The organism is Coleofasciculus sp. F4-SAH-05 (assembly GCF_040222985.1).
GTDB classification, from domain to species: Bacteria; Cyanobacteriota; Cyanobacteriia; order Cyanobacteriales; family Coleofasciculaceae; genus Coleofasciculus; species Coleofasciculus chthonoplastes.
Genome location: NZ_JAVKBY010000155.1, coordinates 1 through 25654 on the forward strand (window position 1 = coordinate 1; position 25654 = coordinate 25654).

At 44.7% G+C, this 25654-nt stretch carries 18 protein-coding genes and 2 pseudogenes; 11 read left to right on the forward strand and 9 right to left on the reverse strand.

Going from position 1 to position 25654, the window contains the following annotated elements; genetic code table 11:
• Window positions 1–112: 112 nt before the first annotated feature.
• Complete coding sequence (locus RIG27_RS18780) at window positions 113–1846, reverse strand: CHASE2 domain-containing protein (RefSeq protein ID WP_446347637.1); 1734 nt, start codon at window positions 1844–1846, stop codon at window positions 113–115.
• Between the two features lie 532 nt (window positions 1847–2378).
• Here RIG27_RS18780 and RIG27_RS18785 point away from each other — a divergent pair.
• From RIG27_RS18785 to RIG27_RS18800, 4 genes are all read left to right on the forward strand, one after another.
• Window positions 2379–2594, forward strand: a complete 216-nt coding sequence (locus tag RIG27_RS18785) for a hypothetical protein (RefSeq protein ID WP_446347638.1) — start codon at window positions 2379–2381, stop codon at window positions 2592–2594.
• An 83-nt stretch (window positions 2595–2677) separates the two neighbouring features.
• Entirely contained in the window at window positions 2678–2959 is a 282-nt protein-coding gene (locus RIG27_RS18790; protein ID WP_446347640.1) for a hypothetical protein, read from the forward strand.
• A gap of 16 nt (window positions 2960–2975) precedes the next feature.
• Complete coding sequence (locus RIG27_RS18795) at window positions 2976–3146, forward strand: hypothetical protein (RefSeq protein WP_446347642.1); 171 nt, start codon at window positions 2976–2978, stop codon at window positions 3144–3146.
• A 432-nt stretch (window positions 3147–3578) separates the two neighbouring features.
• Window positions 3579–5513, forward strand: coding sequence for a TolC family protein (locus tag RIG27_RS18800; RefSeq protein WP_446347644.1), 1935 nt, complete (start codon window positions 3579–3581; stop codon window positions 5511–5513).
• 223 nt (window positions 5514–5736) lie between these two features.
• Here RIG27_RS18800 and lptC read toward each other — a convergent pair whose 3' ends face one another.
• Both lptC and RIG27_RS18810 read right to left on the reverse strand, forming a co-directional pair.
• Window positions 5737–6915, reverse strand: a complete 1179-nt coding sequence (gene lptC, locus RIG27_RS18805) for an LPS export ABC transporter periplasmic protein LptC (protein WP_446347646.1) — start codon at window positions 6913–6915, stop codon at window positions 5737–5739.
• Between the two features lie 156 nt (window positions 6916–7071).
• Window positions 7072–7689: a LabA-like NYN domain-containing protein gene (locus RIG27_RS18810; RefSeq protein WP_446346242.1), complete on the reverse strand. Its 618-nt coding sequence runs from the start codon at window positions 7687–7689 to the stop codon at window positions 7072–7074.
• A gap of 511 nt (window positions 7690–8200) precedes the next feature.
• Here RIG27_RS18810 and RIG27_RS18815 point away from each other — a divergent pair.
• Complete coding sequence (locus RIG27_RS18815) at window positions 8201–9040, forward strand: alpha/beta fold hydrolase (RefSeq protein WP_446346240.1); 840 nt, start codon at window positions 8201–8203, stop codon at window positions 9038–9040.
• Here the strand turns inward: RIG27_RS18815 and RIG27_RS18820 are convergent.
• Window positions 9017–9811, reverse strand: a complete 795-nt coding sequence (locus RIG27_RS18820; protein ID WP_446346238.1) for a COP23 domain-containing protein — start codon at window positions 9809–9811, stop codon at window positions 9017–9019. The two genes, RIG27_RS18815 and RIG27_RS18820, sit on opposite strands and share 24 nt — an antisense overlap.
• 376 nt (window positions 9812–10187) lie before the next feature.
• Between RIG27_RS18820 and crtR the strand changes: the two genes are divergently transcribed.
• Entirely contained in the window at window positions 10188–11063 is an 876-nt protein-coding gene (gene crtR / locus RIG27_RS18825; protein ID WP_446347649.1) for a beta-carotene hydroxylase, read from the forward strand.
• 149 nt (window positions 11064–11212) lie between these two features.
• Here the strand turns inward: crtR and RIG27_RS18830 are convergent, their stop codons facing one another.
• Window positions 11213–11494, reverse strand: coding sequence for a hypothetical protein (locus RIG27_RS18830; protein WP_446347651.1), 282 nt, complete (start codon window positions 11492–11494; stop codon window positions 11213–11215).
• A gap of 628 nt (window positions 11495–12122) precedes the next feature.
• On the opposite strand from RIG27_RS18830, the gene RIG27_RS18835 reads away from it, so the two are divergent.
• The 5 genes from RIG27_RS18835 (at window position 12123) to RIG27_RS18855 (ending at window position 19055) form a co-directional block, all read left to right on the forward strand.
• On the forward strand, window positions 12123–12374 hold the full coding sequence (locus RIG27_RS18835) for a hypothetical protein (RefSeq protein WP_446347653.1): 252 nt from the start codon (window positions 12123–12125) through the stop codon (window positions 12372–12374).
• 159 nt (window positions 12375–12533) lie between these two features.
• Complete coding sequence (locus RIG27_RS18840; protein ID WP_446347655.1) at window positions 12534–12932, forward strand: hypothetical protein; 399 nt, start codon at window positions 12534–12536, stop codon at window positions 12930–12932.
• 333 nt (window positions 12933–13265) lie between these two features.
• Window positions 13266–14654, forward strand: a complete 1389-nt coding sequence (locus tag RIG27_RS18845) for a serine/threonine protein kinase (protein WP_446347657.1) — start codon at window positions 13266–13268, stop codon at window positions 14652–14654.
• Window positions 14655–14698: 44 nt separating this feature from the next.
• Window positions 14699–16105 (forward strand): serine/threonine protein kinase, encoded by a 1407-nt coding sequence (locus RIG27_RS18850; RefSeq protein WP_446347659.1) that lies wholly within the window; start codon window positions 14699–14701, stop codon window positions 16103–16105.
• A 259-nt stretch (window positions 16106–16364) separates the two neighbouring features.
• Window positions 16365–19055 (forward strand): AAA-like domain-containing protein, encoded by a 2691-nt coding sequence (locus tag RIG27_RS18855; protein ID WP_446347661.1) that lies wholly within the window; start codon window positions 16365–16367, stop codon window positions 19053–19055.
• A gap of 1045 nt (window positions 19056–20100) precedes the next feature.
• Here RIG27_RS18855 and RIG27_RS18860 read toward each other — a convergent pair.
• From RIG27_RS18860 to RIG27_RS18875, 4 genes and pseudogenes are all read right to left on the reverse strand, one after another.
• Window positions 20101–21639, reverse strand: a complete 1539-nt coding sequence (locus RIG27_RS18860; protein ID WP_446347663.1) for an Eco57I restriction-modification methylase domain-containing protein — start codon at window positions 21637–21639, stop codon at window positions 20101–20103.
• A pseudogene (locus RIG27_RS18865) lies at window positions 21636–22185 on the reverse strand (XamI family restriction endonuclease). Before RIG27_RS18865 ends, RIG27_RS18860 begins: the two are co-directional and overlap by 4 nt.
• Window positions 22186–22285: 100 nt before the next feature.
• Window positions 22286–24982, reverse strand: a complete 2697-nt coding sequence (locus RIG27_RS18870; protein ID WP_446347665.1) for a GAF domain-containing protein — start codon at window positions 24980–24982, stop codon at window positions 22286–22288.
• A gap of 127 nt (window positions 24983–25109) precedes the next feature.
• Window positions 25110–25555: pseudogene (locus tag RIG27_RS18875) on the reverse strand (transposase); the annotation flags it as partial.
• Window positions 25556–25654: the final 99 nt, after the last annotated feature.

Genomic DNA, 25654 nt, shown 5'->3' on the forward strand with positions numbered 1-25654 from the left:
TCTTAGCTCCTTAGTAGAAATGGCTTGGAGGGGTATAAAGGCAAAAGTTCCTGATACCCACCGAGAACAGCGGTTCCCAGTGGTAACAGCAGGGAAAGAATCCCTAACTAGATTACTTGTAATTAGTTAGGGTCTGTTCAAGTGAGTGAATGAACTCCCGCAAAACATCATTTTTATTGCGCTCGGTTTTCTGGCAGTATCGTTCAAGTATCGTCACGTCTTGCTCGGTAATTTCTATAATTAGCTGCTGGGTGATCTCCTGATTCTCCAGCGCTTTAGCTTTTTGTTGCAACTGCTCAAAGTAGTCGATCTCTAAACTATCCGCTGATTGGTTAAACGCCTCCCCATCATCAACGTCACTCAACGGCTGCAAACCCTGGTCTAAAGCCGGTAAGGATTCCTGAACCCCCAGCTCCTGCGCTTGCTCCTGCCATTGCTGAACTCGGTTAATCATGCCCTCGTATTCAGCTAACTGACGATCTTTTTCTTCCTGATCAATTTCAATCTTAAAAAGTTTCTGAACACCCTGGTAAATTTTATTAGCGTATCCTCCCTTCTCGAATCTATCGACTACGATTACACTTCCGGCTGTAGCGATTAAACCTATTGTCGGTGCGGCGATCGGTATCCACACAGCCTGGGTGAAAAGTACAAAACTAATCCCAAATAATCCCCCGATTGCTACTATTCCAGCGAAGCCAAAGCCTACTGGATGACGAATGCGCCAAGCCAACGTTCCTCCGATAAGTGACCACCCGGCGATCCAAAGCATTTCACCCCACTCAGTCCAAAACCTAAACAGGGGTCGATCATCCAGAACGGCGCTGAGAATTTGACTCACGATTTGAGCATGAACAACAACCCCTGGCATTTTAAATGTTTCCTGTTGACCAGCACTGTAGGGTGTGAAAAAATCATCCTTTTTACTGGGGGCAGTATAACCGACTAAGACAATGCGATCGTTTATCCAAGTCGGGTCAATTTTACCTTCAAGTACCTGTGTCAGCGTTACTTGCTTAGCAACGGTTTCAGCAGAGCGGTAGTTGAGCAGGATTTGATATCCCCCCACATCCGCCTTTTGGTAGCCGCCATCATTCTCTTTGATCCGACTAAATACCGTTGAACCCAACATTAGTTCATCGGCGGTTGTGAATTCTGGCTGAATTAAGAGCGGTTGTAAGTAACGAAGCGCTAGCTGAAAACCTAAGGATAACAGGGGACCCGATGAATCATCACATAAACTATCTGTGTTAGCGTCAGATGAATCGGCTGGTGTGTTAGAGGGAGCAGGACTGATGAACAACAGACTGCGGCGGATAATTCCATCGGTGTCTATCACTTGATCGGACAATCCTACTCGCTCTTCTGGAATTCCGGGTGGAGGTGGAACTCCAGGATTGTCAGCACTCCCCGATTTGCATACCGCAATGATGTTACCGCTGTGCTGGAAACGTTTGAGTAAGTCGGCGCGACCCGTTCCGACAGGAACATCTCTAAAAATATCCAAACCTATGGCTAAGGGTTGATACTCTTGGAGTTTCCCTAAGAGTCGATTCAAGGTTTGGTCAGACAGCGTCGCTTGCTGAATTTCCTGTATATCTTTTTCGGTGATGGCGACGACTAGTAAGCGCTCATCTGAACGCTCATCTGGACGCCACCGCATCATCTGGTCGAATGCTCCTAGCTCCACTGCCTCTAGGATTCCTATCTGTCGAATCCCAACAACCAATGTGGCAATAACGGCGCTGGTAAGAACAACGGATCGACCAAAGTCCAGTACAGCTGATTGTCGATAGTTTAATATCCTTGGTAGCGAGCCAACCTTTTGAGATAATTTAGAACTCATGGTTGTGGTAAGTTAACGCAATTACCTCGATTAAAGCATATAGAGTTACGTTGTATATTAACGAATAATTGGTTGTATTAATTTTGAGGGGTTAAGTTGTTTGGAGAATTGTTTAATGGCAAGTTTGAGAGTATTATTATACCCATCAAAATTTAGTCAATAAGGTTAGTGATAAGCTGTATTCCATGGGGGAAGCCAGAGGATGCGGGAGCTTTTGAGAGCACGGAAGGGGGAGAATTCAAAGCCTCTCTCCTGGGGAGGAGAGAGGTTTGGAGAGAGGTTTGGAGAGAGCCCGTGAAAAGTCAGGTCGGTCAATGGTGCTCGAAACCTACTCCAGGTCAAGGTTTCGACGACTCAGATGGCAAGACTGGTGAGAAATGCGGGATGCTCTGTTTTCAGGCATCACAGCTTAGGAGTTTTTGGGAAATTTATCTTCGCTCTTCGATGACTTGATGCTATAATATTTGTGCAAAAATTAAACACAAGTGTGTAAATCAAGCACAGAACTGGGTCTGACAGCACAGGATCAGGCATGATACTGTTTGAATATAACATTTATACACTTGTCAAAATTTTGCTCACAGTAGAAGGAAAAGACCGCCTATCCAGGCTGTGCTTAAAGCTAAGAGATGATGAACCTTTACGCCAGTTTACGCCAAAGGTTGGCGTCTCCTATTCAGCTTGGGGGGCTTGGGAAAGAGAATCAGGAAATTTAGGACTCAGTTATCCCGCCCACTCGTTGATGTAATTTCACGGTTTATCGAAACACCAAACATCAAAGGTGGTTTAGTTCGGCTAAGAGACGAACGTCAACTCTTAGTTACCCCAGCTATGGCAGCAACAGTATGGGATGCTACCCCAGAAGAAATTGTTCAGCGCAAGATGACCGACTTTTGGCATCCTGAAGATCTACACGACTTACATCAAAAAATTAAACAGCAAGGGAGTACAGGATTCGAGCATACTTGGCGTGGGGTAAATAAAAGCAAGACACACTGGACTCGATTCACTCATCATTTCCGAGTTATAGTTGATAATTGTGGCACTGCCTACAGAGCCTTTACCAATCTGGATATGGAAGCTATTGATCCACTAGGGCTAGTTATAGGTTAATCTAACGCGACAAAAAATGCAGAACCCATTTGCAGGTTCTCAAGCGCCGTTGAGCGAGCATGTAAATCGTGTGCTGGGAAAATATAACCATTGTGGCGTCTTACCTGTACCCAATCATTGTGGCTGGCTTGACAACGTTGCTGGTAGAGTGTTTACCATCATGCATGGTGGTGACACTTTGCCCTGAGAACGCGATCGCATGATCAATGGACTGATTCATCTATTGACGGCTGCGGCTGGAATCCCATTAATTTGGGTCAGGCTAAAAGGTCACTCATTGCTTCCCCATATTGGGTTAAAATTTATCCTGATCTTTATCCAAAAGTATATCTGAATAAGTTCTACCGTAAAAATAACTGGCAATCGGTGCAAGTATGGCCCGGCTGTGTGTTTCCTCTATCCGGCTCTCTCCAATACTGCCAGACTAACTGGCAGAACTGAGGGTTTCAACGGCACAACACTATGAGATGCCTCTGATTCCTTGTGTCAAGCTGGATTGAGAAACTCTTACCTTGACAGGTTTGCCAAGCTTGCAGATAAGCGATTATTCTGCCTATGGTGACTCTACTCATGGAAGCAAAATAATTTTTTTTTAGACTAAAGACCCAAATTTAAACTTATGCCAACGTTTCGTGATTTTGTAGCTCTAGGTGTGGGGACTGCGATCGCTCTGATCTATACAAAACCAAGCGCCTCTCAAAATTTACCGTCGCCGCTTACTTTTCAACGTCAAGCCCCAACTCATCAACGTGATGAGGTGACACACAGAGGATTGACAGATGTGGCTCCCCAATCGACTGAGGAGAACGTACTCGTTGATGCGGACGATGACCGACCAAAGGTAGATGGCAGTGGTTCGACAGGCTCACCAACCAGGCAGATGGCAGAAGGAATTGATCCTGATGGCTTCAGCACGAGCTTAGGCGCGATCAAAAGGAAGCAACGTCATTTCCACCGGAACACCATAGAGGAACCAACCCATGCTCAGACAAGTGAGTCCTTGAACTCGACAAGTGAACCCGTAACCTCTGAGACTGAACATTCCCCCAATCCCACAGAACTGGCTCAAGACTCTCAGCAACTCGTTACCCAACAGCCAGAAAATTCGATTGGTCAAACCCCTGAATTCCTTCCTCCCCTTCCCACGCTAGAGGAACCCGAAACACCTTTACCCGACTTTCTCACACCAGAGATTGAATCTGTGCCAATACCGTCTACCACTCCTGATCTACCGATATCAGACTTGCTCAATCCCAGTGCTAATCCATTGCTGTTTCCCACCGAAACCGAAGAAGTCCAAGTGCAGACGACTCAGCCCATTACCCTAGAACAGGCAATAGAATTGGCACGGCGTAACAATCAACAGTTACAAATCGCTAGATTCCAGTTAGAACAAGCGGAGTTTGCGCTGCAAGAACAGCTAGCTGCCGAGTTTCCATCAATTAGTGCCATTGCCGAATTTGTCCGAACTGAGTCGGAACAACAGCTACAGTTTCAAGGCAGCCAAACTTTCACATCGACAAACTTTGATACCAGACTGGAATTAAATTATGCAGCTTATACAGCGGGGCGTCGTCCCGCAGCCATTCAAGCTGCCGAACAACAGGTACGCTTCCAACAACTGGGTTTAGAAAGCATCCTGGCAGATTTACGACTAAATGTGACTAGGACTTACTACAATTTACAACAAGCAGATGCCGAAGTCGAAATTAGCCAAGCGGCGGTTAATGATGCGGCTCGCAGTCTACGGGATGCCCAGTTACTCGAACAAGCTGGCTTAGGAACTCGATTTGAAGTGTTGCAGGCGCAGGTGGAACTCGCCAATAATAATCAAGCGTTAACCAACGCCATCAGTCAGCAACGCATTGCCCGCCGCCAAATTGCACAATTGTTAAGTTTGGATCAGCAGGTGGGAATTTCTGCGGCTGATCCCATAGATGTGGCAGGGGACTGGGAACTCTCCCTAGAAGAAAGCATTATTTTAGCACTGAAAAACCGGGCGGAGTTAGAACAGCAACTGGCACAACGCAATATCAATGAACAACAACGGCGCATTGCCCTAGCCGCCAATAAACCCCAGGTGAATCTGTTTGCCCAATATAATATTTCCACCCAGTTGGATGATAGTGATGGTCCGACAGATGGCTTGACCCTAGGAGCCCGACTTCAGTGGGATTTCTTTGATGGGGGAGCCGCGAAAGCCAGAGCCAGACAAGTTGAAGCAGATGTGTCGATCGCGGAATCCAATTTTGCCAATGAACGTGACCAAATTCGCCTTGAGGTTGAACAAGCTTTTTTCCAGTTAACAGCTAGCCAGGAGAATATTCAAACGGCATCCTTTGCCCTAGAACAGGCACAAGAAAGCTTACGATTGGCACGGTTACGATTTGGCGCTGGGGTTGGTACTCAAACCGATGTAATTAATCAGCAAACAGCATTAACTCGTTCCAGAGTCAACCTATTGACAGCAATACTAGACTACAACCGAGCGCTAGCCACCCTGCAACGTGCTATTAGTAATCTGCCCAATAGTATTCTTTTTGATGTGCCGTAGTCATTTGTCATTTGTCATTCGTCATTGGTCATTCGTCATACTCGCTATCGCGAGAAGCAAGCTACGTCATTTGCGATAATTGAATGGTTAGGTTGGGGCGGGTTTAGTTACATCAGGGTGAAAACGAAATGTTAGTAGTAAAACCCGCCCCTACAAAAGATGTTTCATCGGAACGTCTCTTCTCCCCCAGCTCCCCCAGCTCCCCCTGCTCCCCCTGCTTCCTCTAGGGGACAATTTCGGTGACGACGCGATCGCTCGATCCACTCCTGACGATCATGCTCTGATCCTGTAATTTACCCACGGCGGTGGCTCCGGTGACATTAAAGGGGGGATCAATTTGCTTATAAATCACATTTCCTGACGCCTGCATCTTCTGAGTGGGAATGTCCCACCTAACCTGATTGGCATAGAGTTCTGCTTGATTGCGACTTCCTAGCCCTTGGACACCCCCCTTTAAATTGGCGACTTCGCTCTCTAAATCCACCTGTCCTTGATTCGCCGTAATCACCACCTTCTCCTCCTGATGGAGAATTTGAACAGGCTGATTTGAGCGGACTGTGTCCGCCTTGACATCCCAGATTACCTCATTGCTGGATATTAAAACCGGGGGATCAATGGACGTAAGCTGAACATCTTTTTTCAGGATCGCGACTTTGGTTTTGAGGTTATAGTCCGTCTGGTTAGCGACTACGCGATCGGTTACAGTGTTATCCTTGTACCGTTCGAGATGAGTCCGTTGATCCCCAATTAACTTTTGCCCTTTGATTTGCCAAAGTAACTGCTCTGTTTTCAGTTGCACATTGGGATCTTTCGAGAGTGCCTGAACAGAGCCTTTAAGTTCCATTTGCTCACTTCGTGTTAAATACTGTCCTTCATTAGCCGTGACATCGATTTGTTCAGGATGGCGTCCCTCTAAGTTTCGGCGTACCACTAACAACTCATCCTGAGGTAACCACTCCAACTCCTCACCCTTAAAAACCGCGCCATTGCGGGTATCGGTAGCCGTAATATCTCCTCGCAGAAAGATTTGTTTCCCATCTTCCCGAACTTCCCCACTCTTGGCTGATACTTTTAAAATAACCTTTCCATCCTGAAATAAATCACCGATGGGCTGTTCAACTTTAGCTATTTTTTTGTCTTTAGTATAGGTTGCTTGGTTAGCTTTTACCCGCCATAAAGGACGACCTTGTTCATCAGCTTGCTCCAAGGTGACATTGTTGAATATAAGAGATCCTTCAATATCGGTAGACTCTGTATCTTGTTGAATTTTCTTGACCGTTTGACTATCAGTCTGACAGCCGAAGAGTGGAGCATAAGCCAATAGACAGAGGCTCACTGCAAAACATCGTTTCCAACTCAAAATCATTGGAGCTAGCTGAGTGAAATTTTGATGATGAGTCATTAGTCCTTATCGCTAAAAACTCAGGACTAATGACTCATAACTCATGAGTAAACTGTCATGAATTCAAATTCGGGTATTCGTAGCGAGCTTTCTGGCTCGCATTACCAGAATTTCGCCATTGCCATTATTGACAATAACGTTTCAATGACGAACAGCTTAATGACCCATGGAAGGATCTCCGTGATCATCCATCATACCAATACCGGATAAAGGACGATAGGTATAGTTTTGTCGTGGGGATTTGCGGATACTTTCTTGAATCTGATCCAGATCAATATATCGATCCGCGACATTAATCAGACTATCGCTAGTCATTGAACGTAAACTAACCACCTCAACCCGCACTCCTCGGTAACTGACGGCATCTACCGCATAAGCTAGATCACCATCACCACTGACGAGAATGGCAGTATCATAAGACCCCACTAATGCCATCATATCGACAGCAATTTCGACATCTAGATTCGCTTTTTTCGAGCCATCGGGTAACTGGACTAAATCCTTAGCAATGACCCGGTATCCATTACGGCGCATCCACAGCAAAAAGCCTTGCTGCTTTTCATTGGTGCGATCAACACCGGTGTAAAAGAAGGAGCGCAGTAATCGTGAACCAGCCGTTAAACGAACCAACAGTTTGGTGTAATCAATTTCAATGCCTAATTGCAAAGCTGCATAAAACAGATTCGAGCCATCAATGAATATGGCAACTCGACCGCGATTTTCTAAAACTTGTTCAGGTGTAAAAATGGGATCGGTACTAAAATTATTCAACATGATTTTTATGCCTCAGTTTTTTATGAAAGAAATAGATGCCCCCTTCCCAACCATCTTCTCGTTTAGTCAGCGCGAGTAGACAAGCTGTTAGTCTAACTGATTACCCGATACTGTACAAGACCTAAACAGTTAGGGTAGTATTTCCGTATCTTGGACGAACTGCCAAACTCTTGTTTGACAAGGAATTGGTTAGCAGCAGCAGAGGTAAGTCTTGGTAATTTGCCGTATATTCATATAATAGCGATTTTGTCAACTCCTGTTGTTGAATTGGGGCTAAGACTACTGCGATAAGCTGCCCCTGCTCCCTAATTGTTCCCCTATTCCCCACCATTTCAATCATCCCCACCTTCAGAATATTTGCCAGTCAGCGGTATTACCGCTTATTGTAAAGAAAGATTAAATAACGATCCCTAAGGGTTGTGTCAGGACTAATCGATACAGATCTCAGCGTTAGCCGAGAAAGCCCCTAGGGGGGAAATTGTCTAGTATAAGCGAAGGCTACCTAAAGTCAATGATGCCAGAGCTAAAAAGTTATCCTGATTTTCTGAAACCGCGATCGCCAAATCCGGATTATCCCTTGTTTGTCTATTTACCGGGGATGGATGGAACCGGTCAGCTCTTGCGATCGCAGATACCCAACTTAGCCGCAGCGTTTGATATTCGTTGTTTGGTCATTCCTCCCCATGATTTGAGTAACTGGCAAGACTTAGCCAATCAGGTGGCTAGCTTAATTGCCACAGAACTCAGCCAACGACGCAACCAAAGCGTTTATCTGTGTGGCGAGTCCTTTGGTGGCTCTTTAGCGCTAAAGGTCGCCCTCACCGCCCCCCATCTGTTATACCGAATCATTTTAAGTAACCCAGCCACATCCGTGAGTCAACCCTCTTGGTTGCTGTGGGGATCACAATGGTTAGGCGTATTACCCGATAATGTTTATCACCTATCTACTTTGACAGTGTTACCCGTCTTATCATCCCTCAATCGGATGATTCCCAGAAATCGCCGCGCCCTCTTAGAAGCAATGCGGTCTTTGCCAGCAAAAACGATGCATTGGCGAGTCTCCATGCTGAGGAATTTTAAAGTTAATCCAGGAGAACTCGAACAGTTAACCCAACCCGTCCTCATTCTCGCCAGCGCTGCGGATCGGTTGTGGTCTTCAGTCTCAGAAGCCAAATCCTTAGTCAACTATCTGCCAAACGCTACGATGTCAGTGCTGCCAAAGTCAGGTCATGCTTGTTTTCTGGAAACCGAGGTAAACCTATTTGAAATATTAAAACACCAAAATTTCTTAGATCTCAGTGTTGCTCAGCCCGCAATCGAACCCGATTTATCGGAAATTATCGGGGTTTAAGCGAGGACTTGAGTGTACAGGTGTCCCCTGACGCAATTGAGTTCCTGTTCCACCATCAGCCGGATCAAGAAAAGGTCGCAAATTGAGCGACTCAGAATTCGGTCTAGACGGTTGACCAATTCCCAAGACTGATAATCCTTCATTTAACACCTGATTAAGCACATCTGAACGGTTATCATCTTCAATAAATGTGGTCACAGCATCCGTCAATTGACCACTATCAGCAACCGTCAAATTTTCAAACACGCGATCGCGAATGAGTTGAGGATCTTCACCTGGCGGTACAGTCAGGACAATTTGACAGTCTGGGTTTTTCTGAGTCGTGACACAAATAATGTTGTAGTTATTTTCCGTCGCTGTCCGCATTTCCAATAACCCATCGGGTCGATAAAACTCCAACCGACGGCTAATTTCATTACAGCGCCGTTCGGGAGTCCAACCCCCACCCATCAAACTCGGAGTCGCCCAAGCATAAACCTGTTCAGGTTGACTTTCGGGATGATACATCACCGTATACTCCCCCTCAAAGAATTGGCAGGTGAATCGAGGGTCATTGGTGTTATTCTGAGCAACGGTAGCATCGCGCTGAGGCTGATTTTGAACGGGGAGGTTTTGGTTGGCGGGGTTGAATGCCAAAACATTTGTACTAGCGAGGACAATGGCTAAACTCGCTGACCAACCTGTGGTTCTTAACCCCAAAGACACCCTATTGGCTAACCGATTGCGGGTCATCTGAGTAGAGGGAACAGGGAATCGGGAAGAAAGTTTCATGGATGGATACGCTGTGGATAAGCAACTACTTATGAGATTAAGACCATAGCAGTACGATCAGAGGTTCCCTGAACACTTCACAGTTATTCGTCATTGGTCATTGGTCATTGGTCATTCGTTTACTCCCTCAGCTTCCCCAGCTTCCCCAGCTTCCCCAGCTTCCCCAGCTCCCTCCGCTCCCCCAGCTCCCTCCGCTCCCAGACGTAGCATGCTACGTCTCTACATTGCTCCCCCTATCCTGAGCGAAGCCCCAAAAACGTGTTAAGCTTATCAGTCGGTCAATTTTGATTAAATGACCTGATGTCAACAAAACTTTATAATTCTGTTAAGACATCTTATACTACCAAAGGATAGTTAATAAGGAGTACAAACAACGATGTCGGAGGCAATCAAGCCACTGACCGTACCCAGAGAATTCTTGGGTGCCCCCGAAGATTTTAATCTAACGTTACTAATTTTCATAGTAGCGATTGCTCTGATCGTCTTCTCGACCTGCGGTTACTGGCTGTGGGGGTTACCTGCACCTTTGTGCTTTGGGATTAATGTCCTAGCATTGCATATGGCAGGTACGGTAATCCATGATGCCTCTCACAATGTTGCCCACAAAAATCGGATCGCGAATGCGCTGATGGGTCATGGGAGTGCGCTGATGTTAGGGTTTGCGTTCCCAGTGTTTACCCGGGTACACATGCAGCATCATGCCAATGTGAATGATCCAGAAAACGATCCCGATCATTTTGTATCAACAGGGGGTCCTCTGTGGTTAATTGCGGCACGCTTCTTTTACCATGAGGTGTTTTTCTTTAAGCGTCGCTTGTGGCGTAAGTATGAACTGCTGGAATGGTTCTTGAGCCGAGCGTTTGTGGCGGGGGTAATTTACCTGGCGTGTCACTATGGCTTTTTGGGCTATATCATGAACTTTTGGTTTACCCCAGCCTTGGTTGTGGGATTGGCGTTGGGCTTGTTTTTTGACTATTTACCCCATCGTCCCTTCAAAGAACGCGATCGCTGGAAAAATGCCAGGGTTTATCCTAGCCCCATCCTGAATATTATGATTATGGGTCAGAATTACCATTTGATTCATCATCTGTGGCCCTCTATTCCCTGGTACAAATATCAAGGAGCCTATCGAGCCACTCAGCCTTTATTAGAACAAAAGGGCTGTCATCAGTCATTGGGACTGCTACAAGGCAAAGATTTCTTAAGTTTCGTCTATGATATTTTCCTGGGAATTCGTTTTCACCATAAATGATCTGAGCAAATCCGTGATAAGTAGGGCTTGCTGCATGAGTGTGGAAGATAGAGCAGATAAGGGTTTCAAGCTATTTTTTCATCCAACAAGTGCAAGGTTTTTACCGATAAATTGGGTATAAAGCCTCGTTAAGACTTATTCAGCAGACCCTAATTATCCGATTGAGTAATTGGCTCAAAGGAATTGAAAACTTCAATGGTGAGTACATCCTCTTCTGATTCGTCCTCATCGCGTCTCTCTCTGAGCCTGTCAATGCGTCGTTCTAGCTTTTCCTCACCTTCCTCAAAGAAGTCGGGGTGTTCATAGATCCCAGGCGGTGCTAATCGTTGAGGCGGTTCGGCGTCAGGGAGGTCTATATTTGGAGTCTGACCCGATGGTAAGGGTTGTGGCGGGAAGCGAGTTAGGATTACTGGGAAGTTGAGTTTGAGCAAACGCCGAATGGGTTAAACCCAGATTGGTTAGGACTACGGCGATGGCTAGAGTCCCTAGTTTGATAAGGGTAGAATCCACGCCTAGTCTAGATACTGACCCTTGAGATTCAGGAGTGCGATCGGGTAAACGCGGTAATTTTAATTTTGAATACTTGTTGCGTGGAGTCGTCATAATTGTACCTCCGTTTATATTTGGTTTACGTTCATTCTAAAAAAAATAGAAGGGTTTACCTTCTATCAATAGGCTTATGTCTGGCGACAAATTAACACATCTCTATTCAGCATCTAATTGAGGTCGAATGGCACGCCTTAACCTGAGTTCGTAGTAGCCACTTTAGTGGCAGAAGCGCTTAAGCGCTGACTACAAACAGTTAATTTAGGTCAGGGTGGGCTTTGTTCGTCAACCAACTCTCTCCATGGTCTTGATTTTCCCAGTACGCTGATTCTTCAATTGTGAGTAGGGTGAAGTTGTACAAAAACAACCTTGTAATTCATCGCGGTGGCAACGGTTAAGCTGTTTGGCATTTAAATCTTAATGTCAATAAAATCCTTGTTGTAGTGTGAGCATCTTGCTCACTGCATTAAGCCTCTTGCTTGCTACCCATTGCCAATTTAAAGGTGTGACAGCATGGCTTTAGGTTTTGCTACGTTATTCCTGATTAGCGCCATGGATAGTTCCGCAAACCTAGCGTTTCTTTACGGTGTGACAGCCGGATTACTGCTGATTGGCTTTATTTTTGGCTTTGTGACGAAGGGGTTTGCGATCGCAGGTTTATTAAAGCAGAAGCATCCTAATTTGGCAATGACGGTTATGTCGATGCATATAGGTTCCTTTGGCATTATTCCCATGGCTTATTATTTGATGCAGCTTCAAGGGTAGGTAGGGGTTGGTTTAAGGTTTTTTTTGAAACGCAGAGGACGCAGAGGTTAGCGCAGAGGTTCGCAGAGGGAGAGAGAGGTGCAAAGGGCAATGATTAATTTTTGGATTTAAGTTGGGTGGTTTTGTACTGTTTACTTTGTAGGAGAGAGAGTTAAAGCATTGGAAGTTATTGCCACAGAGTTAGCGACTGCTGGTAAGTCTAAGCAAGCTTTGACAATCGTCGAAAAGATACAAGCGATCGCACTCCAGTTAACCGATGCTGGTGAGTATACCCAAGCCCTGAGAGTGACTCACAGTATTACCGATGACTCGATTCAGAGTAAGACTATCCACGCGATCGCACCCTATTTAACCACGCCTACTGAGCATGAGCAAGCCATTCAGGTGGCTAAAACGATTACAGACTACGAACAAAAAGCCAAAGCCTTGGATGCCATTGTACGTCGATTAGTTGCTACAGGGAACCCTGAACGAGCGATTCAGATTGCTCAAACTATCCAATCTTACTATGGCGGTAAAAATCAAGCCATGGCGACAATTGAGCGTTACAAAAATTAACGTTAATCGGCAATTTACAACACCGGGTAGGAATGTTGCGGCGGAAGTCTCGATAACCTGAAACTGTACCCAGGAAACAGGATAGAGCCGTATTATCAATAGGACTTACGCAAAGCCTCTATATGTAGGGTGTGTTAGCGAAGCGTAACGCACCTTTGCCCCCATCTGTGGTGTAACTGCGTAATTCCTGATCAAAAAAGGCAATAAGGGAGATGAGATAATTGTCAGTCAAGGCGGGTTTAGTCATACCTAGGTTAAGGTAAGAAATGATGACAGTAAAACCTGCCCCTACACAAGCGCCAGATACCGTCAACATTTATCAGAGGTAATCTCGTGTTCAATCCAGAGCAATGCTTAAAGGAACGTTACCAACTGCAACAAAAATTAGGACGCACGGCTGCAGGGCGACAAACTTGGTTGGCGACGGATTTACAGTCTAATGAAAAAGTGACGGTTAAGCTATTAGCATTTAGCCCGGAAATGCAGTGGGAAGAATTTAAACTCTTTGAACGCGAGGCACAAGTTTTACAAGCCCTGAATCATCCCCGAATTCCCCGCTATCGGGATTATTTTTCGTTAGATAAAGAAGCCGGGTTACAGTTGCCGTGGTTTGGATTGGTGCAAGATTATATTCCGGGAGATTCTCTGCAAGAATTATTAGATAAAGGTAAACATTTTAGTGAGAAGCAAGTTCGTGCAATTGCGACTCAAGTTCTGGATATTCTGATTTATTTACATGAACTGAGTCCGCCTGTATTACACCGAGATATTAAACCCAGTAATCTGATTTTAGGGGAAGACAAGCAAGTTTATTTGGTAGATTTTGGTGCAGTACAAGCTCAAGCGGCTGTTACAGGTGTTACGTTTACTGTGGTGGGAACGAGTGGTTATGCGCCCTTAGAACAGTTTTGGGGACGTGCAGTTGCGGCTTCTGATTTATATGCTTTGGGCGCAACTTTAATTCACCTGTTAACGGGTACAGCCCCGGCTGATTTACCGCAAAAAGAAGGGCGGATTTATTTTCGCGATTCCCTTCGGGATAGCTTCGCTTCGCGCGTCAGCCTTAACTCCAATTTTATCAGTTTGATTGAGCAGATGACGGAAATTGTTTTAGAGAAACGCTTTAGCACCGCTAAACAGGCTCTAGATTCGCTGAAATATGGGCAAATTCAACAGTCGAGTTCTACATCACTTCCCGTTCGCGGTAAACTTTCTAAACCTTCAGGTAGCCTGATTACACTTAAAGCGGATAGAGACAAATTGGCGATTACTATTCCAGCTCCTGGACTGAGAAAAATCACCCAATACAGTTGGTTAGCGGCTTTGGTGCTTGTCTCTTTTCATACAGCAATTTTAATCATTATTATCGGCAGTGTATTATCTTCTATATATTCTGGATATTTGGACACGACTTTAAGTATATTGTGCATTTCACTATTTCTTTGCCTATTTTATTTCTATAGCATGGGTGAAAAAACTCATGTCGTATTGGAGCGTAACCTTAATCGTTTAAGCCTAAAACGCCAACTCTGGTTTTTGTATTATGGACAGCAGCAGTTCAGTATTTCAGAGCTTGGCAATGCATTCTTAATGAATCGAGGCGCGATTTACGAAGTCATAATTCCTTACGTTGATTCAACGTGTAAATTTGGTGGTGCTTTAGGAGAGCATGAAAGCACCTTCTTACTCCAAGAACTATTAAATTGGTTGTATTTCAAATAAAAATTAAAAATGATAGCCAAATTGGTATTCAACAATAAACGATTATGTTCAGTCCAAATCAATGCTTAAAAGAACGATACCAGCTCCATCAGAGATTAGGACGCACAGCAGCAGGGCGACAGACTTGGTTAGCCACAGATTTACAGTCCAAGAAGAAAGTTGTTGTTAAATTGCTGGCTTTTAGCCCAGAAATGCAGTGGGAAGAACTTAAACTGTTTGAACGCGAAGCCCAAGTTTTGCAAGCCTTGAATCATCCTCGCATTCCTCACTATCGGGATTATTTTTCATTGGATAAAGACTCAGGATTAACCTTGCCGTGGTTTGGATTAGTTCAAAATTACATTCCAGGAAATTCTCTGCAAACCTTATTAGATAATAATAAAATTTTTACAGAAAAACAGGTTCGCCGGATTGCCAGTGAAGTCCTAAATATTATCGTCTATTTACATGAATTAAGTCCGCCTGTATTGCATCGAGATATTAAACCCAGTAATCTAGTTTTGGTGAAAAAAAAGTGGGTTTATCTGGTAGATTTTGGGACAGTTCAAGCTCAAGCGGCTGTTACTGGGGTTACATTTACGGTGGTGGGAACGAGTGGCTATACACCCTTAGAACAGTTTTGGGGGCGGGCGGTGGCGGCGTCAGATTTATATGCGTTAGGGGCTACCTTAATTCACTTGTTAACAGGTATAGCGCCTGCTGATTTACCGCAAACAGAAGGACAAATTCAATTTCGTGATTTCCTTCGGGATAGCTGCGATTCACGCCTTAGTCTCAATTCCCAGTTTATCAGTTGGATTGAACAGATGACCGAACTTTCGTTAGAGAGGCGCTTTAGCACGGCTCAAGAAGCTAGAGAAGCACTTAGAGATAGGCAGATTCCACCGTCTAATCCTCCCCCACGTCCGGTTTTCCAGAAACTGTCGAAACCTTCAGATAAGCTAATCAAGGTTAAAACGACTAGAGACCGTTTAGAAATTATTCTACTGTCCCCTGCTTTTGTTGAAATAATCCAGAAAATTAAGTTTGTTTATGTAGAGTTAGTTTTGTTTAATTTATTAATTTTTCTTTGCTTCATTGGGTCATTGCCGACGTTGGTTCTAATGCCATCATTTCAAGCGATCGGTTTTACAGCTTTTAACTTGGTTTTGTTAGGTGTGTCAATAAATCTATCCCTTAATTGGTTTCGCGCCCAGACCCAAACAACTTATGTTTTATTTGATCGCACTTGTGATAAACTAGAAATTAAGCGTAAAAAATGGTTGTCTAAAACTATTCAACAACAGACCCAAATCACAGACATTGGCAATGTTTTTTTGATTCATGGAGATTCCAGTTACGAAATTGGCATCATTTCAACCCATTGTCTCTGTAGAATCAGTGGCAATTTAGACAACATAGATAGTGCTTGGTTACTTCAAACCATATTGGATTGGCTGGATTTAAAATAAACCAGTTAAGTGGATTTACAATAATTAATGAAAAAATCTACTAAAATAGGACTTTGTTTGTAGTGAGAACTTTAGTTCTCGCTTCGCCTATCTGGAGAGGGCTGAGGTTCCCTCACTACGAACCAATGCTAATCCACCAATTAAGGTGTGCCACGCCACTACGGTAGCTCAAAGGTTTCGGCGATTACCTAATGCTTATTGCCGTGCCATTCAACTTAAATGTCTCGCCTTATCCCCATAGCCAAAAACCTAATAAATCATGCACGATTACCCCTATCAAATCGGTGGTAGTCTTCCGGAAGATGCCCCCACCTATATTATCCGACAAGCGGACACCGAACTCTATGAAGGGCTCAAAGCCGGAGAATTTTGTTATGTACTCAATTCTCGACAAATGGGTAAATCTAGTTTACTGGTTCGCACCATGCAAAGGCTTTCTGCTGAAGGATGTGCCTGTGCTGCGATTGATTTATCTGATATTGGTAGTCAATCCCTGGAACAGTGGTATGGTGGTGTCGCCTATCAGTTATTAAATAGCTTTAATCTATTCAATCCTCTGGAATTTATGGACTGGTGGCAAGGGCGAGATTGGATGTCTCCGGTGCAGCGATTGAGTGAACTTATTTCAACGGTATTGCTGAAAGAGTTATCTCAACCTATTGTTATTTTTATCGATGAAATCGATAGTATTCTCAGTTTGCAAGAAGCTGCCGATGACTTTTTTGCCTTGATTCGTGCTTGCTATAATAAACGCGCCCAAAATAGTGAGTATAAGCGCCTGACGTTTTCCCTAGTCGGAGTCGCTACGCCATTGGATTTAATTCGTGACCCCACCCGCACCCCGTTTAATATTGGTCGGGCGATAGAATTGCAGGGGTTTAAATTCAAAGATTGTCAACCGTTGATTCAGGGATTAGCGGGAAATGTTAATCATCCTGAAGCTGTCTTACAGGAGATTTTAGACTGGACAGGTGGACAACCTTTTCTTAGCCAAAAACTCTGTAAGGTAGTGGTGCAATATTCAAGTATAGTCGGGGTAAATGACTTGAATATTAATGATTCAACAGACAATTTAAATTCACCCTTAATTGAGAAAATTGTCCAATCCAAAATCCTGGAAAACTGGGAATCTCAAGATGAACCTGCTCATATCCGAACCATCCGCGATCGCATTCTCAAAAATGAGCAATTGGCTGGCAGGTTATTGGGACTTTATCAGCGCATTTTACACCAGGGAGAACTGATTGCTGATGAGAGTCCGGAACAAGCCCAATTATGCCTGAGTGGATTAGTTGTTCGCCAAGGGGGAAAACTTCGAGTCAAAAATCAAATTTATCAGTCAATTTTTACCGCCAATTGGGTAGAAAACGCCCTGGCTGAATTACGCCCCTACAGTGAAGCCTTAACTGCTTGGTTTGCCTCAGATTGTCAAGATGAATCCCGATTATTGCGCGGACAGGCTTTACAAGATGCTCAAGATTGGGCGACAGGGAAAAGTTTAAGCGATCGCGACTATCATTTCCTCGCTGCGTCTCAAGAAGCAACCCTGGCACAATTACGGCAAATTGAAAGCCAAAATCAAGCGGAAATTAAGCAACTGCGTCGCGAAAAAGAATTACTGGAAGCATTAACCAAAGAACAACAGCAGCGAAAATTAATCCAAGCGAAATTAAATCGGGAACAGCAGTTGAGATTTCAATATGTTACTGGGGCGGCGGCGGTGATTATAACCCTATTGATGGGTGTATTTTGGGTTAAACCCTCGATTGAAGAACGGAATACTAAAATCAATACCCTAAGTTTATTATCCGAATCCCTTTTAGCCACCAATAAAACGCGAGATGCACTCATCGAAAGTATGCGTGCAGCGAAAGAACTGAAACAATCCCTGGGCGTGACGGCGGATACCAAAATGCGGGTGATTATGGCATTAAATCAAGCGATTTTGAGTTTCAGTCAGCCGAATACCTTACCCGGACATTTTTCTGGTGTGACTCAGTTTCGGTTTAGTCCGGATAGTCAGATGTTGGCTGTTGCTTATCAGGATGGTACAGTAAAGCTGTGGCATCATCTGAGTGATCCCGATAAATCTAACCGAGTTTATACCTTACAGGAAGCAGGCGATCGCATTCTTAATCTCAGCTTTAGTTCTGATAGCAAAACCCTCGCCAGCGCTAGCGCTGATGGTATGATTAAGATTTGGCATCAAAATGGTCAACAACAGCGAACTGTAAAAGTCAATGCTGATACGATAACCAGTATCAGTTTTAATCCCAATAGCCCACAAATTGCCGTTAGTACCGATAAGGAGATTCAACTGTGGCAATATCGAGAGGATCAATTATCGCAAACGTTAACTCGTCCCCATGTTTCCCATGTCAGTTTTTCCGCCAACGGTGATAAACTAGCAACCGTGGATCACCAAGGCGCGATCGCACTGTGGCGGTGTCGGGATGGGAAGTTACTCCACACCTTTAATACAACCAACGATGCTATTATCGATATCCAATTTAGTCCCAATAGTCAACTCATTGCCTCTAGCAGTACAGAGGGTACAGTAAGACTCTGGCGTAAAAATGGCACATTGTTGAATATCTTACAACATACCAAACCAGTCACCAGCTTTAGCTTTAGTGCGGATAACCAAATGCTAGCGACGACGAGTACCGATAACCGCGTCAGACTATGGCATCAAAATGGTACATTACTTAAAGCCTTACCGAGTCATAAAAATCCAGTCGCCAGGGTTAGCTTTTCCCCGGATGGTGAACAATTAGCATTAGCGAATCCAGATGGAACAGTTAACTTGTGGAATTTGAATCTGAACCACCTGTTGCAGCAAGGATGCGTTACCCTCATCGGAAGCGAGAATAGTGTTCAACCCAAGACTGATTCTGATGCATTCCACCTTTGTCAAAGGTACACTCCTGTAAATATAGATAAACCTTAATCGTAGGGTGGGTTAGGCGGTGTTCAATTGAGGAAACAAATCATTTAATGATGACTCTGCCGTAACCCACCACCATATCCTTTATTCTTAATCTGTAGGGTGGGTTAGGCGGTGTTCAATTGAGGAAACAAATCATTTAATGCTCACTGCGCCGTAACCCACCACCATATCCTTTATTCAGCGTTAACAAAAGATAAGGGCGAGTCAACAAAATTAATTGATTTCCCCTTAACGATAATCCAGCGACTCGCCCCTACGCTTTATTGTCCATTCGTGTCAACTTAAGCTCAAAAAGAAAGCAATACTTTGATCTGACCCCTCCCTAACTCTCCCCTTATCAAGGGGAGGGAACTCGAACGACTTTAGTTTCCCTCTACCCCCCTTCCGTCCCCCTTTTAGATCCCCTGGACTTTGGACAAAATGTTTATAAGCACTACATCTAGGGTCATAACTTGGAATAATTGCACTATATGCAGTGTAAAAATCCTATTTTTCCAAATTCCAATTAATACAGGACTTACGCAGCTACACCACATATCGTGACAAAGGTGCGTTACGCTACGCTAACACACCCTACACATATAGGTTTTGCGTAAGTCCTATAATAAAGATGTAGGCTAATTTACCAGGCAGGTCAAAACTCATGGTTATAGGAAGAGTCAATTGGTTTTGTGGCTTAAATAAGCAAACTTTTTAGAGCGACTCACTACTTTTTATGACGTTTTAGTTGCCATATTCATTTTTTTCTTTCGCCATTTTACTACACTTTGTTTAACCGCTTCTATTTCCTCAAAATCTACCTGCATCACAGCCGTCTCAAATATCAGGATCTTTATTCTTGAGTGCTTCATCTTGATCTAACATCTTGATGGAATATTCAAATTTTCTGGCACATTCTTGGCTGTATTCATACTGCTTTTCATTTTTAATCATGATTCCCACCTCAATAAATCTATGGCAATAATCCCTTTTGGATTGAACTGTCTACGCCATTTTGCTACACTTTTTTTAACCGCTTCTATTTCCTCATACCTCAGACAGCATCTTAAATGGATATAATATCAAAAACTTTTTCAACCAGAGTATTACCCAATTCTCTCGGTTCCAGCTTATGCAACCCACCCCCATACACACGCCCCTCACCCATCAGCGCCTGATCAGAAATCTGATTAAGAGCCTGCCACACCTGTTTGTTTAATTCAGGCTTATCTAAAAGTGCTTGAGCCAAAATCGGTAAGGGATACAACATCAAATAGACATTCGTAGCTGTTGCCCTTGAATGATTTAGGATAAATCGAAAAGGTTTACCTCTACCGGTATCGCGACGCCCCATATAGGTACAGAGGAATGGAGAAGACGGACGCTTTTCCTGAGAATACCAGGGAGAACGATGCTTGCACAAATAGCGATCACGAATTCCCTGCTTGACTCCCCTCTGCAAATAGTCCCAAAGCATCGGATACTTCGTTTTCACTTCATCTGGGGGCAAATCGCACGACAGCAGAAATAACGGGTTCTCAAGAATTGGATTTCCCCAAGGATCAGCTTCAATTTCATCAACGCCTAAAAACCGAGGACTCGGCAAAATTGGCTTGAGAAACTCCTTGGGCAATTGATAATCATAAACTTGCTCTGATGTCAACACAAAAAAACGATTTGCTCCTGTTGCCAACCCCCGTTTTATAGTAAATAAATCTGATAGCTTTAACGGCTGCTCTGGAGAATTTCCCCCAGCCGACACCAATCCAAACTGAGTCCAATTAGCGGTTTGGCGTAGCGACTTGACCGACATCATCAAGGACATCTTAGGTTCTATCAGACTTCCCTGATAGGTTAATTTGACAACATGGTTCGCGGGTGGCAAAGCTTTCTTAAACCAAACCATAGCCGATGTGCAGAGTGCATCTTCAAACTGTACATCAGTTGGATCGAAACAATGAATCCGTAACAACGTAACCCGGTTGAGCAAATAATCCTTAATTGGTTGCCCATAATTCACATCCATAAACCCCGTAGGAATCAGCCACCCAGCCAAACCATCGGGAGCCATCCAAGCATCGGAAATACACAAGAAATGGCAGTACAGACTAGCCAACTGGCTAAGTTTTATTCCCGCTATTTCCTCGGTGACTCGTTGTAACCTTACCTTGTCAACCCGACTTAAATGATGATGGCGAACATAGGGAGGATTACAAATGAGCAAATTAGCTTTAGCCAAGTCCGAGTTAGGAGGTACAGCCTGGGTGAAGTCAGCAATATGCAGTTTAAGTGACGTTTCGCACCAAAGTTTTATCGATTCATTCCCGTAATGAGAATCAACTTCATACCCTACTGCCTTAACAATTTGCGATGGGAGAAATTGCTGTAACAACGCCGAGTAAAACGCTCCTGTGCCAAAAGCGGGGTCAAGAAAACGAATTTTTGGGTCTGTGGGTAATAGCGTCTTAGCATATTTGATAATATCTGCTGCCAGCGCTATCGGTGTAGCAAATTGACCCAATTTGTTTCGTTCTGCTTTGGTTTTCGCTTCATCCAGTTGCAATTGTCGCAACACCCGTCTTGATTCTGTCAGAGTTACATTCATATTCCAAACAGCGCTAAATCATCAATCCGATGTTCCCACACCCAGTCAATTCCTTCCGCCGCTTCGTAACCCAAATAACCGCTGTCGAAATAGCCGCACAGAAACAGAATAAAACGGACATTATTGCCATAGTTACTTCTCAACTGAGCCATTTTAGCAGCTTCTTCTTTGCGTCGCTTATTGGGATTAGTATAGTCCCTCTAGAGTAGCACTATCTAACCGAGGTGGAGTACGTTGCTTCTCCTCCATGTTTTTGACCAGATTAGGTGATACCCCAGCTAAACCAATCAAGCGATCGCGGGCTATTGGTGGTGCTGTCGCCATCCGGAGGATGGGCAAAACTTCTGGATGCTGCCGAAGGACAGTGGGTGTAATAGTGGTGAGATTCGCTGTAAAGATTAAGGCGGATTCGACTTGTTGAGTTGTCGTAATGCGAGTGTCGCGGTACGCTTGGGGAGCGAACTGCATAAACCAGTTATTGTAAAAGTCTACCGACTGAGCGATATCCGGTTTCCACAAATGGGGTTTGTCGGCATTGACTGACACTTTATTACCTTCCTAGCAACTTTCCTACAGATAATTAAGAGTATCAAATGTTCCTACAAATCTGCTCGCCATAGTGCCATGGCATGTCTCTACCTGAATCCTAAGAACTGGTAACTTGCTGGATAGGAATCTCGATCCAAAATTCAGTTCCTTTCCCTGGTGTGGATGTACAGTTGAGAATACCATGATGATGTTCGACCACAATTTGATAACAAATTGTCAATCCTAAACCCACTCCTTGTCCAACCGCTTTAGTGGAAAAGAAGGGATCAAATAACCGTGCTTTTATCTCATCCGTTATTCCCGGTCCATTATCGGCAATTTGAATCGCAATCCTTGGACAGTTCGGTAATGATGGTTTCTTCTCCTCTGTCTGGATATCGAGCTGAGATTCTGGCTGGTGAGAGGAATCCGTGGAACATTCCAATACCCCCGTGCGAATGGCAATAATCGGTGCAGGATAATCGGGATTATCTTTAAAAGACTGCTCCAAAACATCGATCGCGTTGTTGAGAATGTTCAGAAACACCTGGTTAAGTTGTCCAGGATAACAGTCTGCTTGAGGCAAATCGCCATACTCCGTCAGCACTTTAATCTCCGGCTGGTTCCCTTTGGGTTTGAGGCGATGTTGCAACATCAGTAAGGTACTCTCAATTCCTTGATTTAAGTCAGCCTGTTTCATCTCGGCTTCATCCAGGCGGGAGAAGTTGCGTAAGCTGAGGACAATAGAACTAATCCGATCGGTTCCCCGTTGCATGGAGCGCAGCAATTTGGGTAAGTCATCGGCGATAAAGTCAACATCAATGAGTTCCGCTTGCTCGGCAATAGCCGCCGCCGGATTGGGATAATGCTCTTGATAAAGGCGTACCAGATTCAAGAGGTCATAAAAATAGGCACTGGCGTAAGTCAAGTTATTGTGAATAAAATTAACTGGATTATTCAGTTCATGTGCCACACCTGCCACTAATTGTCCTAAACTGGACATTTTTTCACTCTGCACCAGTTTGGCTTGGGTGGCTTGAAGCTGATTTAGGGTTTGTTCGAGTTCTTGGGTTTGGGCTTGGGCAATCTCAGCGCTTTCACGGGCTTGGGTGTAGAGGGAGGCTTGATCGAGTGCGATCGTTAGTTGAGCGACAACCGCTTGCAATAGTTCCACCTCACTATTATCCCAGGGACGTTGTTCTGTCCCGTGAATACAACTAATCGCGCCAATGTCTCCCGCCCGGGTTTTAATCGGTAGGGACAAGATTGAGGTATATCCCTGTCGGGTTAAAAACTGTTTTAGGATCGGGTCATCACAAGTTTCCACATCATCAACCTGAACAATTTCTCGCTTGAGAATCCGCTGGGCAAGGGGGGCAATTTGCTCGGTTGAATGTTGACCGATAGAGCTGGATAAATCAGGTGCTCTGGCTTCTTTGACTACATCCCAATGGGGGGGTTGCGTCTTGAGTCGATACCAGAGAAATTGACAGCGATCGATTTTGAGTAGGGTGCGAATCGATTCTACTGCTGTTTCCAGAATGGTATGAAGTTCTAGGGAGTTGCGAATTTGATTGGCAAGCCCAAAAAGCAGGGATTCGCGGCGGCTGAGTAGTTCTGAACGCGCCCAATATTGGTCAATGGCAACGGCAATGGCATTGGCAACCCAGCTAAAGGTACGCCGAGATTCTGAGTTAAGGGATTGATTTCCCAATAGCATCATGCCACTCATCAGCCGATCTTCTACCACCGCTGCCAGTGCGGAAATCCGGCTGTGGCTGGGTGGAGCGGGGGTTGTCGGCATCGCTGGGGTATGGGTTAATCGGGAAAGGCGAGATCCTAAGCCCAAGGGTTTAAATGGGTTTGCCTGTTTTGCCACGGCTAAGGGGTTCATCTTCAAGGCATGAGGTGTGGCTTTGTGGCGTGATTCTGCGGCGGGCTGGGGTTGACTAATCTCCCGCGATACAACGACAATTTCGGTTGCTTGATTGGTTTGAGGATGGCGTATCGGGTTGATCGTGCTTTCTAGCCATCGATAATCGCCGCTTTGATGACGGATGCGGTAGCGAATCGGTTGCTGGTGTTGGCAATCCGTTGGGTTGGAGTAGATCTGTTTAATCGCGGTGACATCTTGAGGATGCACTAACTCGTAAATGGAATGTCCCACCAACTGATCAGATTCGTATCCTAAGAGGGTACGACAAGCGGGTGAAGCATATATATAGACCCCATCGGTTCGATGGTGAGAAATCAGATCGGGAGACTTCTCAACCAGTAATCGGTAACGGCTTTCTCCCTGATGCAACTCCTGCATTGCCTGTTGGTGATGCCATTGTTCCAGTCGCAGGGCAATTAAATTCGCGATCGCGCTGGCAAAGGTTTTGTCTTGAGGCGTCCACTCCCTCGGACTGGATGCGCTTTGTTCGTAGCTGATCATACCGATCATCTGTTCGTTTTGCCAGATCGGTACATCCAATCGCCCCAGCAATAGGGGACTGGTAAGACAACAACACGTCTTCGGCAATACAGGTGGACTAATCTCTTTTCCCTGGCTTTGCCCTGGGGTTCTGTCCCAGCGATGATAGTGTTTACCGTCCTCATACCGTTCCACACAATTAAGCTGGGAAGCTGCATCGTTGTACAACCATACGCTGACTCGCTCAACGTCTAATGCATTTGCGGCGGCTTTTGTCAAGTCACAAATTACGGTGGTCAAATCTCCGGCGTTGAGTCTCTGAGATTGAGTCAACTCGAATAACACCATCGTTTGGTTTTGCCAACGTTTGGTGCTGTTAATTTGAGCATCGTTTGCCAATTCCTTTGAACCCCTACTCTGCTTTCTAGTTGCAATCACTTAATCTATTTGTATTAGCAGCAGCATCCTGAGTAATAATTTGGTTGATCTGGGCGTTGAGTTCGGTGAGATAGCAACGTTCCGTGACATACTCCCGACGCTCATGCTGAAACTTTAAATGTGCCTTTGCAAATCGTTTAATCCCCTTCTTTCGACGATTAGAACCTTTCTTTTTGCGAGATAGGGAACGTTGCAACTTTTTCAGACGCTTTTCCGCTTTCCGGTAATGCTGCGGAATCTCCACCTCTTCCCCGGAATCCGTCACCAAGAAAGACTTCAGCCCCATATCAATCCCAATAGTATTTTCCCAGGTTGGAGTATCGGGAGTTACATCAGGAACGGAAGTCGGTCTTTTAGTTCTGGTAGATGGCAAACCAGGGGACAGGCATTAACATCACAATGATTTTGTTCCCACCAATTAAACCGCTCTGCCAGCCGATAGTTGTATTGACGACGGCAAAGTTCGATCCACTTATCAACCGTGGCTTGTTGCTGTTTCGTCAATCTTAATCGGTACTGGTAGGCGGTTCTCATGGGATAATTGTATCGCGAAATCAATCCTATATGCAACACATGAAGAACATCTCTCTACGAATCTCTGACATTGAAAAGCAACACCTCGATGAATTCTGC